Source organism: Sorangium sp. So ce296 (assembly GCF_051529605.1).
Lineage (GTDB): Bacteria > Myxococcota_A > Polyangia > Polyangiales > Polyangiaceae > Sorangium > Sorangium cellulosum_D.
Genome location: NZ_CP150325.1, coordinates 11,881,005 through 11,898,043 on the forward strand (window position 1 = coordinate 11,881,005; position 17,039 = coordinate 11,898,043).

The 17,039-nt window shown below is 72.5% G+C and carries 9 protein-coding genes; 5 read left to right on the forward strand and 4 right to left on the reverse strand.

The genetic code is table 11. The features are described from left to right. The first annotated feature begins 5 nt into the window (after positions 1–5). The 5 genes from WME98_RS43800 to WME98_RS43820 all read left to right on the forward strand — a co-directional run bounded on the left by WME98_RS43800 (position 6) and on the right by WME98_RS43820 (position 9,019). Complete coding sequence (locus WME98_RS43800) at positions 6–1,232, forward strand: DUF6361 family protein (protein ID WP_437947565.1); 1,227 nt, start codon at positions 6–8, stop codon at positions 1,230–1,232. Then, positions 1,225–3,144 carry a phospholipase D family protein gene (locus tag WME98_RS43805; protein ID WP_437947566.1) on the forward strand — a complete coding sequence of 640 codons (1,920 nt, stop codon included), beginning with the start codon at positions 1,225–1,227 and terminating at the stop codon, positions 3,142–3,144. Before WME98_RS43800 ends, WME98_RS43805 begins: the two co-directional genes overlap by 8 nt. Next, a complete protein-coding gene (locus tag WME98_RS43810) occupies positions 3,141–6,491 on the forward strand; it encodes a helicase-related protein (protein ID WP_437947567.1) in 3,351 nt (1,116 codons plus the stop codon). Before WME98_RS43805 ends, WME98_RS43810 begins: the two co-directional genes overlap by 4 nt. 1,143 nt (positions 6,492–7,634) lie before the next feature. Next, positions 7,635–8,408: a hypothetical protein gene (locus tag WME98_RS43815; RefSeq protein WP_437947568.1), complete on the forward strand. Its 774-nt coding sequence runs from the start codon at positions 7,635–7,637 to the stop codon at positions 8,406–8,408. Continuing rightward, complete coding sequence (locus tag WME98_RS43820) at positions 8,405–9,019, forward strand: hypothetical protein (RefSeq protein WP_437947569.1); 615 nt, start codon at positions 8,405–8,407, stop codon at positions 9,017–9,019. Before WME98_RS43815 ends, WME98_RS43820 begins: the two co-directional genes overlap by 4 nt. Before the next feature lie 32 nt (positions 9,020–9,051). Here the strand turns inward: WME98_RS43820 and WME98_RS43825 are convergent, their stop codons facing one another. Genes WME98_RS43825 through WME98_RS43840 form a run of 4 tightly spaced genes read right to left on the reverse strand, consistent with a single transcriptional unit; the run spans position 9,052 to position 16,635 of the window. Beyond that, positions 9,052–10,044 carry a Wadjet anti-phage system protein JetD domain-containing protein gene (locus WME98_RS43825; protein ID WP_437954086.1) on the reverse strand — a complete coding sequence of 331 codons (993 nt, stop codon included), beginning with the start codon at positions 10,042–10,044 and terminating at the stop codon, positions 9,052–9,054. A 41-nt stretch (positions 10,045–10,085) separates the two neighbouring features. Further along, on the reverse strand, positions 10,086–14,510 hold the full coding sequence (mukB, locus tag WME98_RS43830) for a chromosome partition protein MukB (protein ID WP_437947570.1): 4,425 nt from the start codon (positions 14,508–14,510) through the stop codon (positions 10,086–10,088). After that, entirely contained in the window at positions 14,507–15,205 is a 699-nt protein-coding gene (locus WME98_RS43835) for a chromosome partition protein MukE (protein WP_437947571.1), read from the reverse strand. Before WME98_RS43835 ends, mukB begins: the two co-directional genes overlap by 4 nt. Further along, positions 15,202–16,635 carry a condensin subunit MukF gene (locus WME98_RS43840; protein WP_437947572.1) on the reverse strand — a complete coding sequence of 478 codons (1,434 nt, stop codon included), beginning with the start codon at positions 16,633–16,635 and terminating at the stop codon, positions 15,202–15,204. The genes WME98_RS43835 and WME98_RS43840 overlap by 4 nt, the downstream gene beginning before the upstream one ends. Positions 16,636–17,039 lie beyond the last annotated feature (404 nt).

A 17,039-nucleotide genomic window follows, 5' to 3' on the forward strand; every position in this document is an offset into this window, starting at 1 on the left:
TCGGTTTGGTTTCGACGTTCACATGGCTGGCTCATTCGGATCGGGAGCGGCAGCGGGTCCTCGAGGCGATCGAGCGCTTCAAGGAGAGCGACACGCGCGACGAGCTCGGGCTCGGCGGCATCCGCGACGCCTTCGCGGATCTGTTCTTTCCTGGCACCAGCGTCATCCAGACGCGGGCCCGGTACTTCCTGTTCGTGCCCTGGATCTACCTCAAGCTCGAGGAGCGCAAGACGCCCTCGCACGAGATCGAGGCCAAGGCGCGCAGGGCCGAGACGAAGCTCATCCAGGTGCTGAAGGCGTCGGAAGACCCGCTCGGCACGATCGGCGGCCTCGCCGGCGAGACGTTGAAGCGGCTCCCGAGCAACGTTTACTGGCTGGGCCTCGCGGCGTGGGGCATACGCACCTTCGAGGGATCGCAGGACGACTACCACCGCTCGCTCGATCGCTTTTACGCCGCCCGCGACAGCGCCGGGCGTGACGACGACGGCGAGAGCCTCGACGGGCGTGTGCGCCGCAACTGGCACGCCAACATCCCGATTCCACCCAACCGCTTCCTAGACGAAGCCGGGTTCGCCCTGCGGCGCGAGGAGGCGCGTTACCTCGTCGATCGGATCCTGCTCTCCGCGCCGCGGTCGCTGCTGGCCTTCCTGGCGCGCCGCGGCCGCCCCGCCGACGTCGACTTCCCGTGGATGCACCCCCAGCTCGGGGAGCTCGCCGGCGAGGTGCAGGAGGCGCTGACGCACGCGCGGCTGCTCGCCGAGACGATGCAGGGCGCGGCGTGGCTCTACAATGTGATGCTCGCGGAGGAGCGCGCGAAGTCGACGGGGAACGGCGACGCGGTGGAGAGGTTCCGGGGCGAGCTCGCTGGCTGGTCGGAAGAGATGCGCGGACGGCGCGGGGCGATCGCCGCCTGGGACCGCTCCGCCTTCTGGAGCCTCGTCCGCCAGCACGCGCGTGTGACACGGACGACAGAGGCGTTCGTCGAGGGCTGGCTCAGGCTCACCCCCTGGGACAAGCCGGACGGCGGGGCGGACGACAAGGCGGCGCGCGCTCTGGTGTGGCAGCGGGAGCAGCAGCTCAAGGGCGGCCGGGCGCGGCTCACCAACCCCCGCGCGCTGGAGCTCTGGGGGGGCGAGTCGGGCACGGCGCGCCTCAACTACCGGTGGCCCTCGGCGAGCCGGCTGCTGGCCGACATCTACGCGGCCCTGGGTCGGGGAGGGGACGATGCTTGAGCCGGGGGATCGCCGGGTGCTCCTCGAGGCGCTGCGGCCGCCGGACGGCTACGTCGTCGACCGGGCCCTCGCCACGACCTACTCGCTCGACCTGATCGCGTTGCTGGTTGCGCCGCTGTCCTTCTCGCTCTTCGACCGGATCGCTCGCCGCGAGGATCCAGCGGCGGATGAGGCCGAGCCGCTGGGGGCGACGGCGCTGCTCCAGGCCGTGCGCGCTCACGCCGAGAAGCTCGTTGTGTTCTGCCAGTCGGGCTGCATCGCGCCGCCGGCGCAGTACCGCCAGCTCCTCGCCTATCTGGAAGGGGCCGTCGTCCAGGTGCGAGCGCGAAGCGAGCAGGGGGTGTTCCACCCCAAGGTGTGGGTGCAGCGCTTCACCTCCGCCGACGGCCCCGTGCGGTATCGGGTCCTGGTCAATTCCCGCAACCTCACCTTCGACCGGTCGTGGGATACGATGCTCTCGCTGGAGGGCGAGCTCAAGGACCGCACCAACGCGATCGCCCGGAATCATCCGCTCGGGGACTTCCTTGCGGCGCTGCCTGGCCTCGCCGTGCGCCCCGCCTCCGGGCGGGTGGTCACGGACACCGCGCTCCTCGCCGACGAGGTGCGCCGCGTCGCCTTCACGGAGCCGGAGGACTTCGAGGATCTCAGGTTCTGGCCCCTCGGCCACGACGACAAGGTGCGGTGGCCTTTCGATACGCGGATCGATCGGATGCTGGTGGTCTCGCCGTTCGTCGCCGCAGAGACGCTCGAGCGGCTGACCGCGACCGGGAGCGGGCACGTGCTCGTTTCACGCACCGAGGAGCTCGCCCGTATATCAGCCGGAGCGCTGGAGCACTTCGACGCGGTCCACGTCCTCAATGAAGGAGCAGAGGGCGAGCGCGAGGACGGCGACACCGGGGGCGACGGTGACGCCGGGGAGACGATCACCGCGGATACGGCCGGGCGCGGGCTCCACGCCAAGCTCTACATCGCCGATGCGGGGCGGAGCGCGCACGTCTGGACCGGATCCGCCAACGCGACGCGGGCGGCGTTCCACGAGAACGTCGAGCTCCTCGTCCAGCTCACGGGCAAGAAGGGCAAGGTCGGCATCGACGCCGCGCTCGGCGACGCCGGCGGGTCGGCCGCCCTGCGGGCGCTGCTCGTGGCGTTCACGCCGTCCGGGGAGGCCGTGCCAGACGACCCCGTCGACGCGGCGCTCGACCGCCGGCTGCGCGCCCTGCGCCTCGCGCTGGGGGGCGCTCCTTGGCAGGCGAAGGTCGAGCGCGAGCCCGCGCCGGATGACGGCAGCGAGCGCTATCGCGTCCACCTCCGCGCGGAGGGCGCGCGCCTCGACCTCGGGCAGGGCACCGAGGTGCGCTGCTGGCCGATCGCGCTCCCGCCGGATCACGCGACGGGCCTCTCGCTGTCCGGTGCCGGCGCGTCGGTCACATTCTCCCGGTGCTCGTTCCAGGCATTGACGAGCTTCTTCGCCTTCCGCGTCGTGGTTCACGAGGGCGCGCGGACTGCGCAGATCGTCTTCGTAGTCAACGTCCCGCTCGACGGGGCGCCGGACCACCGGCACGCGCGCATCCTTCACGCGATGCTCGATGATCCAACCAAGGTGATGCGATTTCTCCGGATGCTCTTGGCGCTCGATCCGGTGGAGGGCATCGAGGCGCTGCTCGACGCCGAGGGGACCGTGGAGGGACCTGCATCCCGCTGGCCCGGCGGCGGCTCGGGGACGCCGCTGCTCGAGGCCCTTCTCCGGGCGCTCGACCAGGAGCCGGAGCGGCTGCGTGAGTTCGAGCGGGCCGTGCGGGAGCTCGGGAGCACGCCGGACGGCGCGGCCGTGCTGCCGCCCGATCTCGAGCGTATCTGGCAGCCCATCCGCGCCGCCTGGGAGGCGCAGCGCTCCAGAGGAGGCCGGTCGTGAACAGAGACACGGAGGCGCGCGTCGCGGACGCGGTGCTGGCGGGGCTCAAGGACTTTCAGCGGCGGACGGTCGACTGGGTGTTCGAACGGCTCTACGGGCGGGAGGGCGGGAGCTGCCGCTTCCTCGTGGCGGACGAGGTCGGTCTAGGCAAGACGCTGGTCGCGCGTGGCGTCATCGCGCGCGCGATCGATCACCTGCGCGCGACGGTGCCGCGCATCGACGTGCTGTACATCTGCTCGAACGGCGACATCGCAAGGCAGAACATCCAGCGGCTGAAGCTCGACGGAGATGGTCATGTGGCCCTCGCGTCGCGCCTGACCATGCTTCCCATCGAGGTGAGCAAGCTCAAGAGCACGAGCACCGGGGTCAATTTCATCTCGTTCACGCCAGCGACGTCCTTCGACGTGCGCGACGGGCTGGGCCAGGCGCAGGAGCGGGTGCTGCTCTACTGGATGCTCCGCAAGGCTTGGGATCTCGGCGCAGGCAAGCCGATGATCCACGTCTTCCGTGGTCACGTCGGCGTTGACCGGTTCTGCGAGCGGCTCGACAGCTTCGACCGATCCTTGATCGACGTCACCGCTCAGGATGCGTTCGAGAAGGCGCTCTCGAAGCACATGGCGCAGGAGAGGGCGAACGGAGAGCCCGACTTGCGCGCGCAGCTCGACGCGCTGTGCCGGGCCTATTCCTCGTCGAACCGGGTGATCGACACGGAGACCGGCCGCGCCCGCGCCCGCTTCGTCGGCGCGCTCCGTTCGGTGCTGGCGGCGAGCTGCGTCGAGGCGCTCGAGCCCGATATCGTGATCCTCGACGAGTTTCAGCGCTTCAGCCACCTGCTCGACGACGATGACGACGAGGCGAGCGTGCTCGCGCGGGCCGTGTTCGAGTACCCGAAGGTCCGGGTGCTGCTCCTGTCGGCGACTCCCTACAAGATGTACACGCTGAGCGACGATGCGGGCGAGGACGACCACTACCGCGATTTCGTGCGCACCATTCGCTTTCTCGAGGGGACGACGGACGACGCCCGGACGATCGAGGCCGACATGGAGGCGTACCACTCCGCCCTGCTCGGGCTGACGCAGGCCGAGGGGCCGGAGCGCCTCCGCGCGGCTACCGGGCGGCTCGAGGAGCGGCTCCGCAGGGTGATGGTCCGGACCGAGCGGCTCGCCTCGACGCCGGACCGGAACGGGATGCTCGTCGAGGTGCCCGGGGAGCCGCCGGAGCTCCGTTCGACCGATGTGCTCGACTACCTCGCCGTGCAGGCCGTATCGCGGGTGGTCGGGCAGCAGGACGCCATCGAGTACTGGAAGAGCGCGCCTTATGTGCTCAGCTTCTTGGACGAGGGGTACAAGCTCAAGACCGAGCTGCGCAAGGCGCTCGACGCGGGCGACCAGAGGATGTCTGTCGCCCGCGCCTTGTCCGTATCTCCCACGGCCACGTTGCCCTGGGACAACGTCCACGATTACAAGGAAGTCGAGCCGGGCAACCCACGGATGCGGGCGCTGGTAAACGACTTCCTGGGCACCGGCGCGCACCGCCTGCTCTGGATCCCGCCTGCGATGCCGTACTACGCGCTCGGCGGACCGTTCGCGGACGCGGGGGTGGCGCGGCTGACCAAGCGGCTCGTATTCTCGTCATGGCGAGTAGTCCCCCGAGCGATCGCCGCGATACTGAGCTATGAGGTCGAGCGACGGGTGTTCAGCGAGGATCCGGCCGCGGCGTACACGACGGAGTACAGGTCGGGCCGGCGCGGGTCGCTGCGCTTCGGGGCCGATGCAGACGGTCGCCTGACCGGCATGGCCGTGCTCGCGCTCCTCTATCCGAGCCTCTACCTCGCGGAAGCGTGCGATCCCGCGAAGCTCGCCGTCGAGCTTGCCCGGGACCGATCGAGCGACGGCGCGCCTTTCAGCCTGAGCACGATCCCCGCAACCGACATCCTGGAACTGGCGAAGGAGCAGATCCAGTTCGCCGTGGAGAAGCACTTGCCGCGCACGCGGACGGACGGTGCTGTCGACGAGCGCTGGTACTGGGCGGCCCCGCTGCTCCTCGACCGCAAGCTCCGGGAGGCGACCACATTGGCCTGGTTCCAGCAAGAGGACCTGGCTGCGGAATGGTCCGGCGTGGAGGACGCGGATGCGCCCGTCGAGGGCGAGGAGCGCACCGGACGGGGCCGCTGGGCGGACCATGTCGAGGAGGCGCGGGCTGTCGCGCTCGGCGGCGTTGCCGCGGCGACGTCGGCGGAAGGGCAGAAGGCGCTGGGGCGCATGCCCGACGACCTCGTCGATGTCCTGGCGCATCTCGCCATCGGCGGGCCTGCGGTGACCATGTTCCGGGCGATGCTCCATGTCGTGGGCGGAGAATCAACCCTCGACAACGCAGCGCGCACGGCCCTGCGCAATGGCGCGGGGACCACCGCGTGGGCGTTCCGCGCGCTGTTCAATCAGCCCGAGGTGGTGGCGCTCCTGCGCAGCATGCGGCGCGGCGAGGACGCGACGCCGTACTGGCGGCAGGTCCTGGATTACTGCGTGAACGGGTGTCTCCAGGCGGTGCTCGACGAGTACGTGCACGTGCTTCGCGACCACCTTGGCCTGCTCGCCGGGACGATCGGCGAGCGCGTTCACGAGGTCGCGGACGAGATCGTGGAAGCGATCGAGCTCCGGACGTCGCGCGTCGCCATCGACGACCTTGCGCGGAGCGAGGCCGGCCGCACGGTGAAGCGCGTGAGCCGCAACCTGCGGACGCACTTCGCGCTCCGGTACGGGGATGAGCGGTCGGAGGACGGCTCCCTGGTGACGCGCGCGGATCACGTACGCAAAGCATTCAACTCGCCGTTCTGGCCGTTCGTGCTGGCGACGACCTCTGTCGGCCAGGAAGGTCTCGACTTCCATACGTACTGTCACTCGGTCGTCCACTGGAACGTACCGTCGAACCCGGTCGACTTCGAGCAGCGTGAGGGACGCGTCCACCGCTACAAGAACCACGCGGTGCGCAAGAACATCGCTGAGGCGCACGGGGAGGCGGCGCTCCATGACGGCGAGCGCGATCGCTGGGAGGCGATGTTCGCCCGCGCCCTGCAGCGACGTCCTGCGGATGCGACCGACATCGTGCCGTACTGGATCTTCCTTGGAGGCGCCGCGCGCATTGAACGGCATGTCCCCGCGCTGCCGCTCAGCCACGATCGAGAGCGCATCCAGCGGCTGCGAAGCTCCCTCGCCGTCTATCGTATGGTCTTCGGCCAGCCGCGGCAGGAGGATCTTGTCGCCTACCTGATCGAGCGGGTACCCCGGTCGGAGCTGGACAAGCTGATGGCGGAGCTGCGCATCGACCTGAGTCCGGATGGCAGTGCGTGAGCTTGAGCGCTGGACTGTCGAGAACGCTCCGGCCGATAGAGATGAAGTAGCAGCACCGCGGCGCGGTCATCGCGCGGATGGACGATCCCAGCCCCGCACTCCGCGCCTCGGTGCTGGAGCTCCTCGGCGAGGACGCGAGCGCCGTCGACCTCGCCCGGGCGCGGGCGCGGCTGCGCGACAGCGACGCGCGTGTGCGCGCCGCCGCTGCTGCTGCTGCCGCGCTGCGCCGCCGCGCGCCCAGGATCGGGGTGTTGCGCTCGTCGATCTCGTGGAGCAGATGGGGCTCGCGACGGGGGGCAGACTTCACGACGTTCCAATTCCATCGCGATCGGAGCTATGTCTGGATGGCGATCCACGAAAGGACGTTGTGCTCGCGTGGCTCTGCGCGCGGCTCGCGAGCGACGAGCGCGGCGGGATCATCGCGGCCAGCGCGGAGGTGGCGCGCTCGGAGGTGCCTTGGGGGGATAAGGACGTGTACCTGGTGCGGCTGCCGTTCGATCAGGAGGAGGCAGGAGGAGGCCCCGGTCGCGGCCGGCGTGATCCCGATGCACAACCTGATCGAGACCTCTGCGATGGCGCACCAGCTCACGGCATCCCGCCGGAAAGCCCCCGCCAGAAAGCCGGAAGCCGTCTCGGCGCCCCCGTTCGGGGCGGGCGGGATGCCGTGAACCCGTCCCGGTGAGCTGGCTCGTCCACCCGGGAGATGGGTGGCACCCGTCTCCCGGTGGACGTGCCTCCAGCAAAAGATGGGTGGCACCCATCTCCGCGGTGGACGTGCCTCCAGCAAAAGATGGGTGGCACCCGTCTCCGGGTGGACGTGCCTCCAGCAAAAGATGGGTGGCACCCATCTCCGCGATGGAGGGGCCACCCTCCGGCCGAGCGATCCCCTGGGCGTCCCGCCTCCCTGGGCGCCATAATGTAAGAAATCTCACTTTACGCCGCCGGCGACGCTCCCATCGGGAGACCTCATCGACGGCGGCACGCGGCGGAGCGTCGCCGCGTCGTCGAAGCCGAGGTCCGCAGGCACGCCCGAGGAGCGCCTGCTCGGCGACGACCACGAGCCACGTGCGACGACACGGCGTAGGTGGCGAGCACGCCGTCACGGATGACAGCCGGCGCAGCGAGACTGTAGCCTCGTCGTGCATGCTGAAGGCGCTCCTGCACGGAAAGCTCCGCCGCATGGCGGTCGGCGTCGACGAGGAAAGCGACGGAGACACGCTGCTGGAGGAGCGCAGCACCCAGGGGACGGCGACGGACGGGCTGACGGAGCTCGAGGACCCGCTCACGTCGATGGTGTTCGAGCGGCTGGAGTACCTGCCGGCCGAACTCGCGTGGGCCATCCTGCGTGGCGCGAGCAAGCCCTTGGGCGATGGTCTGCCGATGCCCGCGATCCCTCCCGTGGGGGTGCCCTCGTGGTCGTTCTGGCCCAGCCTTCGGCCAGGGGATGGAGGGCGGAACAAGGTGCGGGTCGAGCCCGACGTGCTCGTCTCGTGGGGCGACACGCTGCTCCTGATCGAGGCCAAGCATCGGGGATTCCAGGACCCGGCACAGTGGGTGGAGCAGATCCGCGCGGCGCGGGCGGTGCCCGCGCACTCGAAGAAGCAGCTATGGCTCATCGCGGTCGGAGGCATCGTGACGCAGGAGGGGCAGGGCAACCTCGCCCGTGTCCGGCGCGAGGTCGCGAGCGATGTCGCCGGGGTGCTCACGATCCGGTGGGAAGATCTGCGCGAAATGCTCTATCCGATCGAGGCGTCGACGCGCGGATCGCCGCAATCGGCGATCCTGCGCGACATGGCTGCGGCGCTCGAGGCGTGGGGGTACCGTAGGAAAACCTGGTTCTCGTCGTTGCCAGCGGTCGCAGAACGACTCGCAGGCGAGGGCTCGGTGTCCACAATCCAGGGGTGGAGGATCCGGTGAACGAGAAGAATGTCGACTTGGCTGGGGCGCTCGCCGATGTGCGTCGCGCGTACAGGCTCCTGCATGCCTACCATCGGCGGCTGTGCGATTTGCTGCAACTGACAGACGAATTCCTGGCCGAGCGGGGCTTCGAGTTCGACCGATGGGCTCCCATCAACGTCGCGAGGCTCCCCCAGTCAACGAAGCCTTTCTTCCGGCCTGAACACTGGGCATGGGACCTGACGCCGGCCTACCAGGTCGAGTGCGTCTGGCAGGGATCGAGCAACGGAACCCACTGCAAGATCCACATCCATGCCATCGCCGATACGGGATACGATGACTCCTGCGACGGCGAACCTGACGCTACCAGCTTCAAGTCCGCCGAGACGGCGGCCTCCGAGCTCAGGATCGGCTTGCACCGCACACGCGCTACTAAGCCCGATTGGAGCTCCGCCTGGAGCCAGCTCTCGCGCATGGCCAACAGGAAGAATGGGGCCGAGCACAAGGTGAGGGTCGGCGGAGATGAATACGCGTACCGCTACTTCGATCTGAATTTGGCCGCGCTCGGGGACGAAGGTGCCATCAAGGAGAAGCTGCTCCTTTCGCTCGACAGGTGGCGGCTGGGCGCGTGAGCCATCGCTCACGCCTCCACCGCATGCCCGCTCTACCGCAGGTACCCTTCGAGCGCCTCCGCGAGCCGCGGATCCAGGACGATCACCTCCTGCTCCAGCCATAACCCCCGCGCATACAGCTCCCGCACCAGGGCGGGCTCCCCCGCGACATCGAGATCCTCGGGCCACTCCCCCCGCAGCGCGCGCTCCTCCAGGTACTCCGCCCATAGCTCGGGGATCGCCCACCGGAGGTCCGGGCGCAGCGCGCGCAGGTGCCGCGCGATACGGACGCCGTTCGGATCCAGATCGCCGAAGTGGACCACCGGCACCTCGTGCCTCGGGTCCAGCTCGTCCAGAAAGGCCCGCACGGTCGCTGTGTCCCAGCCCGGCACCAGCGCCACCAGCCAGCCCTGCGGCGGTGTCAGGTCCACGTAAGCGCCCACGTTCTCCACGAGAAGGATCGCCGCCGGCCGCTCGCCGTGGAGCCGCGTCCCGTCGCGCAGCGCGCGCTCGGTCACCACGAGCTCCCCGAGCAGCCGGACGACGACCTCCACGTCGAGCTCTGCCTCACCGTCACCGCGGCGCACGGCGAGCCCGGCGTGCGGCCTCAGCCGGACCAGCCCATCCCGGGTCACCTCGACGCCCCCGAGCGCCTCGCGACGGGCCTCCGTGAGCCCCGCCTTCGAGCGGGCCGCCACCGCCGCCGTCGCGGTGCGCTGGTTCAGCCGCGGCGGCAGCGCCCGCGGGAGCCTCTCGGCGCGCTCCCGATCCTTGAGCCGATGCCAGCCGCGCTCGTCCACCGGGAGCCCCGCGGCCCGCAGCTCCTCCAGCGCCTCGGCCCAGCCGGGCCACACGCGGTCGAGCAGCGACCGCACCTCCTCGCGCTGCGTCTCCACGAGCGCCACCTCGTCCCGCCGGCCGGTGCGCCGCGTCCACGGCAGCCCGGCCAGGTGCGACCACACCGCGCCCTGGGAGGACCGGCGGCGCAGCTTGCCCGTGGCCCAGAGCTCGAGCAGCGCGAGCCGCGCCAGCTCCTCTCCCCACATCACTCGCCCCGCATCACTCGCCCCACATCACTCGCCCCACATCAGCCATGCAGCTCCCGCGCGACGCGGCGACCGGTGACCAGCACCTCCTCGCGCCCGCGCTCGTCCACCCGGCGCACCAGCCGGTACGTCGTGTTCCCCTCGGCGCGCGCCACCTCGGGCGCCGCGATCAACAGCTGCAGCTCCAGGCTCCGGCAGAGGTCGAACAGCACGTCGAGGCTGTCCTGGGAGAGCCGCGTCGCCTCGTCGAGGAAGAGCAGGCGCAGCGTCCCCAGAGAGCGCTTGCCGCGCAGCAGGTTCGCGTCGCGCTCCCAGGCCGCCAGCACGACCATCATGATCGCCGCCCCGACCCCGATGGCCTCCCCCGTCGACAGCTGGCTCGGGTTCGCCAGCTCCCAGGTCGCGCTCGCCTGGCGGCGCACCTCGATCCGCAGATCCATGTACTCGCGGTAGTCCAGCAGCCGCTGCCCGCCCGTGCGCCCGCCCGCGTGACGCCGGAACAGCTCCTCGAGCGCCTCCTCGATGGGCATCGACGTCTTGAACAGCAGATCCTGCGCCGGATCCTCCTTGAGCGCCTGGAGCACCTGGTCCATCCGCGCCACGCGCTGCACCCGGACCTGGACCCCGTGGATGTTGCCGAAGCGGACCTGATCGAGGTCCTCGGTCATGCGACGGAGGTTGTGCTGCGCCTTGCGGATCTGCGTCTCGATGTTCCGGGCGACGTCGGAGGACTCGCCGCGCAGATCGCCCTCCTGCCGCGCGAGCCGGTCCTGCAGGCGCGCGAGGTGCTCGCACAGGCGGGCGAGCGCCTCGATGGGGTCGTCGACCTCCGCGATCTGCGGCGGGATCCGGCGGAGCAACCAGTCGCGGACCCGCTGCCACGCCTCGAGGTACGCCTCGCCGGACGTCAGCTCGGCGCTGCCGATGCGGCCCTTGATCTCGGCCGCCACGACGGCGCCGTCCTGGGCGCGACCCAGGCGCTCCAGGAGGAGCGCGCCGTGCTCGCGCGCCCGCGGCCAGAGGTTGGGGCTTCCAGCGCCGGCGAGCTCGGCCGAGAAGCGCGCGGAGAGCGCGGACGCCAGCGCGCCCTGCGCCTCCGCCAGCCCGCGCAGGCGCTCCCAGCGCTCCTGGGCCGGCCGGAACAGGCGCTCCTCGTCCTCCGCGTGGCGGCGGGCCTCCTGCTCCCTCCCGCGCGCGCCGTCCAGCCGCACCTCCCGGCGGACCACCTCCTCCGAGAGCTCGCGCTCCTGCACGCTCAGCGCCGCCCGGCGCTCCTCCAGGGCGGCGAGCTCCCGCTCCGCCCGCTCGAGCGCCGCCGCGCTCGGATCCTCGACGCCGGTCCCGGCCAGCTCCTCGCGATGGCGCGCGAGCGCCTCGTCCAGGCTGCCCACCGCGCCGTCCGCGGCCTGGAGCGCCTGGTGCGCCGCGCGCTCCGCCGCCTCGGCCCGGTCGAGGCGCTCCTCCGCCCGATCCAGGGCCTGCTTCGCGCGATCGAGCTGCTCGGACAGCGCCGGCGTGAGCCCCCGCCTCCGCCGGAGCGCCGCCTCCGCGTCGGTCCACGCGAGCGCGGCGCGGTTCTCCTCCACGCGACGCAGCGCCAGCAGGGCGCGGCCGGCTTCGTCGCGCGCGCGCTCGGCCTCGGCCTTCCGCGCGCCCATCCGCGCGAGATCGTCGTCCGAGGGAGGCGCCGCGCGGAGCACCTCGATCCGCCCCTCCACGATCCGCCGGTCGGGCGCCGTGCGCGCGAGCTCCGCCTCGGCGCGCTGCGCCTCGGCGAGCCGCGCGGCGAGCGCCGCGGCCTCTGCATCGAAATCTCGGGCTTCGAGGAGCCACGCCTCGGGGAGCAGCCGCGTGAGCGCCGCGGTCCGCCGCGCGAACCCCTGCGCGCGCGCCCGCGCCGCGCTCGCCGCCTCGCCGTGCGCCCGCGCCGCCTCGGCCGCGCGCTCCCCGGCCTCGCGCGCCGCACCGAGCTCCGGCCGGGGGTCGTCGCGCTCCAGGATCGCCGCGTCCGGGAGCAGCCGCGCGACCTCGTCGAGCGCGCGATCCAGCCCTCGCTCCTCCGCGCGCAGCGCCTCGACCCGCTCCGCGCGCTCGCGCTCCTCCTCCTTGAGCTCGCGGACGCGGCGCGATCGGGCCCTGCGCCCGAGCGTCGGCCGCTCGGGCAGGCGCGTCAGGCGGACGCCCTCGGCGCTCCGCACGAGCGCGTCGCGCCCGAGCAGCTCGCCGGGCGGCCGGCCCTCCTCGTCGAGCGCGAGCGGCGCGTCTCCTCCGAGGAGCCACACGGTCGCGGGGCGTTCGGTCGCCTGCGCGAGGACCTCGGCGGCGCCGCGCGCGTCATCGACGAGGATCGCCTCGTGCAGCGGGCCGAGCAGGGCCTCCACCGCGGCGGCGTCCTCGAGGGCGACCTCCTCGAAGCGCCCCGCCAGGAGCTCGCCCCCCACGAGATCCCGCGCCCTCAAGAGCGCCCGGCTGACCTGCCCTCCGGCCTGCTCCAGCCGGAGCGCCTCGTCCTGGAGCGCCCGGCGCCGCGCCTCGGCCTCCTCTCCGCCCCGGCGGACCTCATCGCGTCGCGTCTGGAGGGCGGCGCGCAGGGTCTCCAGATCGTCCCGTGAGCTGATCCCCTGGCCAGCGCGCGCCGAGAGCGCGTCCGCCGCGGTGCGGACCTCCCGCCAGCGGATCGCCAGCGCCTCCAGATCGCGGGCGCGCGCTCGCGCCGCCTCGCGCGCGGCCTCGGCGTCGCGCGCGGCCTCGGCCTCGTCGCGGCTCCGCTCCTCGGCGTCGCGGAGCTCGTCCTCGGCGTCGCGGTGGGCCGCGGCGACGTCGGCCGCGGTCGACAGCGGCCGGTCGGGCGCCGAGAGCGCGTCCGCCTGCGCACGCGCGGCGCGCTGCCGCCGCGCGTGCGCCCGCGCCTCGTCGAGGCGGGGCGCGAGCCGGGGCCGCTCCTCCACGAGCCGGAGCAGGCGCCGGGACTCCTCGATCGCCTGCGACGCGCGCTCGTAGGCGCCGGCGGCCGGGACCTCCGCGCCGACCACCCGCCCGAGCGCGCCCGCGACCTCGGCGAACTCGCGCCGGCGCCGCGCCGCGGTCCCGAGCTCGCGATCGAGCCGCACGATCTCCTCGTCCAGCGCCTCCTGCCGCGCCTCGCAGCGCGCGATCACCTCGCCGGCGGTCTCGGGGCGGACGTCCTCGCCGGGCAGCCGCCGCGCCGCCTCCTCCAGGGACGCCACCGCGATGCGGTGCGCGGCGGCTCGCCGGGCCAGCTCCTCGATGCCTCTCTGCAGGTCCGAGAGCCCCCGGGCGGCGCGCTCGCGGTCCTCGCGCGCCTCGTCCCGGCGCAGCCGCGCCTCGCCCAGCGCGCCCTCCGCGCGCTCCCACGCCGCGCGCGCCGCGCCCTGCCGCGCGGCAGCCTCCTCGCGCCGCGCGGTCCGCTCGCGGATGCGCTCGTCGATCTCGCGGGCCCGCCGGGTCCGCTCGACGACGCCCCGGGCCGTGACCCCCGCCGCCTCGACCGCCGCGTGCTCGCTCCGGACCACGTCCCTGCGCGCGCGCCCGTCGTCCACCTCGATCTCGAGCCCGCCGCGCTCGGACTCGGCCGCCGCGAGCGCCCGCCGCGCCTCGTCGAGGCGCTTCGCGCGCTCCTCGGCGGCCTCCTTGGTCGCGTGCACGGCGGCGGCGAGCATCCTCTGCCCGGCGTCGTACACCTCGCGGATCTCCCCCTCGGTCCGCCGCGCCGCCTCGACCTCCTGCCGCGTCCTGCGGCAGGCGTCGAGGTTCTGGCGCATCCGCACGAGGGTGTCCGCGAGGCCCGTCTCCTCGCGCAGCAGGAAGCCGCGCAGCTCCGAGGTGAGCGCCCGCGAGATGCCTCCGGTCATGCTCGTGCGGAGCAGCTCGTTGAGCTTCCCGCGCTCCTCCTCGGTCGCGAGCCGCAGCGGCGTGACGCCGCGATCGAACAGGGCCGCGAAGTACTCCCTGGCCGAGGTGAAGGTGGTGAGCCGCGCGCCGGCGCGCGCGACGATCTCGCGGAGCCGGCCGAGATCGGGGACCATGTCGAGCTCGCCTCGGTCGAGCAGGACGTCCTCCAGCGCGGCGCCGGCGGCGAGATCCGTGACGATCAGCGGCGTCGGCTCGACGGTCGGCTCGGCGCGGCGCTCGAGGTGCACGCCGGCGAGCAGCCGCTCGCCGCGCGGGAGGCGGAGATCGAGGAAGGCGTACGAGGGGCGCCCGGGGTCGCCGAGGCGGCCCCAGATCCCCTTGTCGCCGCCCGTCGCGCCGTGCTCGCCCAGGTTGGTGAAGCGGAGCCGGCTCATGTCGGGCAGCAGCACGACGTACGCGGCGATCATCACCGTCGTCTTGCCGGCGCCGTTCGTCCCCTCGAGGGCGGTGACGTTGGGATCGAGATCGTACGTCCTGCAGAACACCCCTCGCCAGTTCACGAGGGCGAGCGCGGCGGCCTGGACACGTTTCACGGCTCCTCCTCCTCTTCGTCCATCCCCGCCGGCGGCGCGTCCCCGAGCGCCACCTTCCCCTCGGCCACGAGGCGCCCGAGCGCCTCGGCGCGGTCGCCGAGCCCGCGCACGGGCTCCGCGAAGCGCAGCACGGGCGCTCGCACCCGCAGGCGCTCGGCGCGGGCCGCGGGCGCCGCCCCGCGGCCGCCTTCCTCCTGGAGGTCGACGAAGCCGAGCGCGGCGAGCGCGCGCAGCGCCTTGTCGATCTCGAGGCGCACGGTCTCCTCGGCGATCCGCTCGTCGTAGCGCTTCCGCCTCGGGTTGAGCGCGACGACGAGCCGCTGGCGGCCGATCAGGCCCTCGAGCCGCGCCACGAGCTGCGCGCGCGGCACGGCGCCGCCGGACTGCACGGTCGCCGGATCGAGGTACAGGAGCGCGAGCGTCTGGCCGACGAGCATCTCGCCGGCCGTGAGGTGCCGCCGGCCGAGCCGGTCGCCCGAGGGCAGGAGGTAGAAGTAGCCTTCGGTCGCGTGCGTGAGCTCGCAGCCGTATCGGCGGTAGAAGGGCTCGAGCAGCTCCTGAGCATCGACGAGGAAGCTGTACCGATCGCCGTCGTCGCGATCCACGTGCCGCCCGGCGCGGAGGGCGAGGTCGACCTCCGGAAAGAGCGGATCGAGGACCACCTCTTCGAGGCGCGAGAACGACGCCGACGTCATGGAGCCTCCTCGGACGTGCGCCCTGGCCTGGCCGGCGGAGGGACGCGCGACGGCGATGTCCCCACCTGCGCCGGCGAAGGGAGCCGCGACGGCGGTGTCCCGGCGTGCGCCGGCGAAGGGAGCCGCGACGGCAACGCATCGTGCGCGGCCGCCATGAGGCTCCATTCCTCGACGCTCAGCGCCCCCGGCACCTCGACCCAGGGCGGATCGAGCGCGCTTCGGGGGCGCGCCTCCGCGGCGAGCTGCGCCGCGATCCGGCCGACGGCGACGAACCGATGTTCCTCGGAGACCCCGGGCAGCACGGCGGTGAGCACCTCCGAGAGGGTCGCCGCTCCCGCGGCGAGGGCCGCGCGGACGCGGAGCTCCTGATCGGTCATCCTGGGGTCCGGCGGCTGCTCCTCGAGCGGCGTGCGCCACGCCCCGCGAGGCTGCACGACGGGCGGCCGAGCGACCCGCGCCTCCAGCGGCCGGAGCAGCCGGATTGAGGGGGCGCGCGCGGCGATGAGCGCGAAGGGGCGATCCGGCCAGGCGACGAGCTGGTCGCGCAGCCGCTGGCTCAGCGCCCGATCCGGATCCAGCCGGACGACGTCCCGCAGGAAGCGCTGGACGTACTGGTAGTACTCCGACCAGGCGCGCTGCCGGTCTCGGCCCCAGGCGCTCACGCGATCCACGTGCTCGGCGGCGCGCTGGGCCGCCTCGGCGGCCTCGGGCGTGCCCCGGTCGGCCGCGAGCTGCTCGATTTCCTGGAGACGCGCCTGGATGTGCCCCGTGTCTCGCAGCAGGACCTCGTTCAGCTCGCGCAGGGTGGCGGCCGTCGCCTCGAGCAGCTCCTCGCACGTCTCCACGGCGCGGAACCAGTCGCTTTGCAGGAGGGCCCCGATCCTCTCGCGGATCTCCTCCTGCTGCAGGTCGAGCCCGCGCTGGCGGCGCTCGATGCCGGCGACGAGATCGCGCACGGTGATCTGCAGCGGCGCCACCACGTCGGCGTGCCATGCCTCGGCCGTCCCTGCGCTCCGCGCCGCGCCGAGCACCTGGACGAGCTGGGCCGTGAGGACGCCCGTGAGCAGGGTGAGGCTCTCGCGCGTGAGCGCCTCATCGTCGAAGAAGAAGTCGACGACCGCGGCAGCGAGGCGCGTCAGCGTGTACTCGCCCGCGCGCACGAGGCCGGCCCCGTCCACCCGCGCCAGGAGCCGCTGCTCGCGCAGGCGCTGGATGGCGTGGGTGGCGCGCTTGCGAGGGTTCTCGGCGCCCGGGTCGGTGATCTCGCAGATCTGCTCGAAGACGTCGACCAGCAGGTCCTCCTCGAAGGACGCGAGCGCCGCCCTCTCGGCGCGCGCGCGCAGGGCCACGAGGTAACAGAGGTCCGCGGTGTCGAGCTTCAGGGCCGCGCGGGAGCGCTGGAGCGAGGCGATCAGGCGGTTCGGGTCCATGGTGATCGCTGTGGGGTGCGCTGTCGCGGCCGGCGAGGGCCAGGTCCTGAGCCGGGCGAGCGCGCGAGCTGCAGCGTTTCGATGCGGGGTTGTGGCCTCGGCAGCCAGGCGGCGCCGAGGCTCGAGCGCCGACGTCCAGGGCTCTCGGCAGGCAGGCTATTACCACGATTCTACGTGGATGTACGTGGCCGAACCGTGAATGGTGGACGCCTGTTGATGCGAGAAATTGGGAGGCGTTCCCGGAATGCTGCGGGTACGCGGGTCGTCCCCACCGGCGCTTGTTCGAGCGCTTGCTCGGCTCGAAGGCGATCGGTTCTCCAGGCCTTCCCGAGGCGCTCGTCGGTACCATAGGTGAGCAGCCCACCTGCGCGCGCATCATGATGCATTGCGGGAAGCGGATTGAT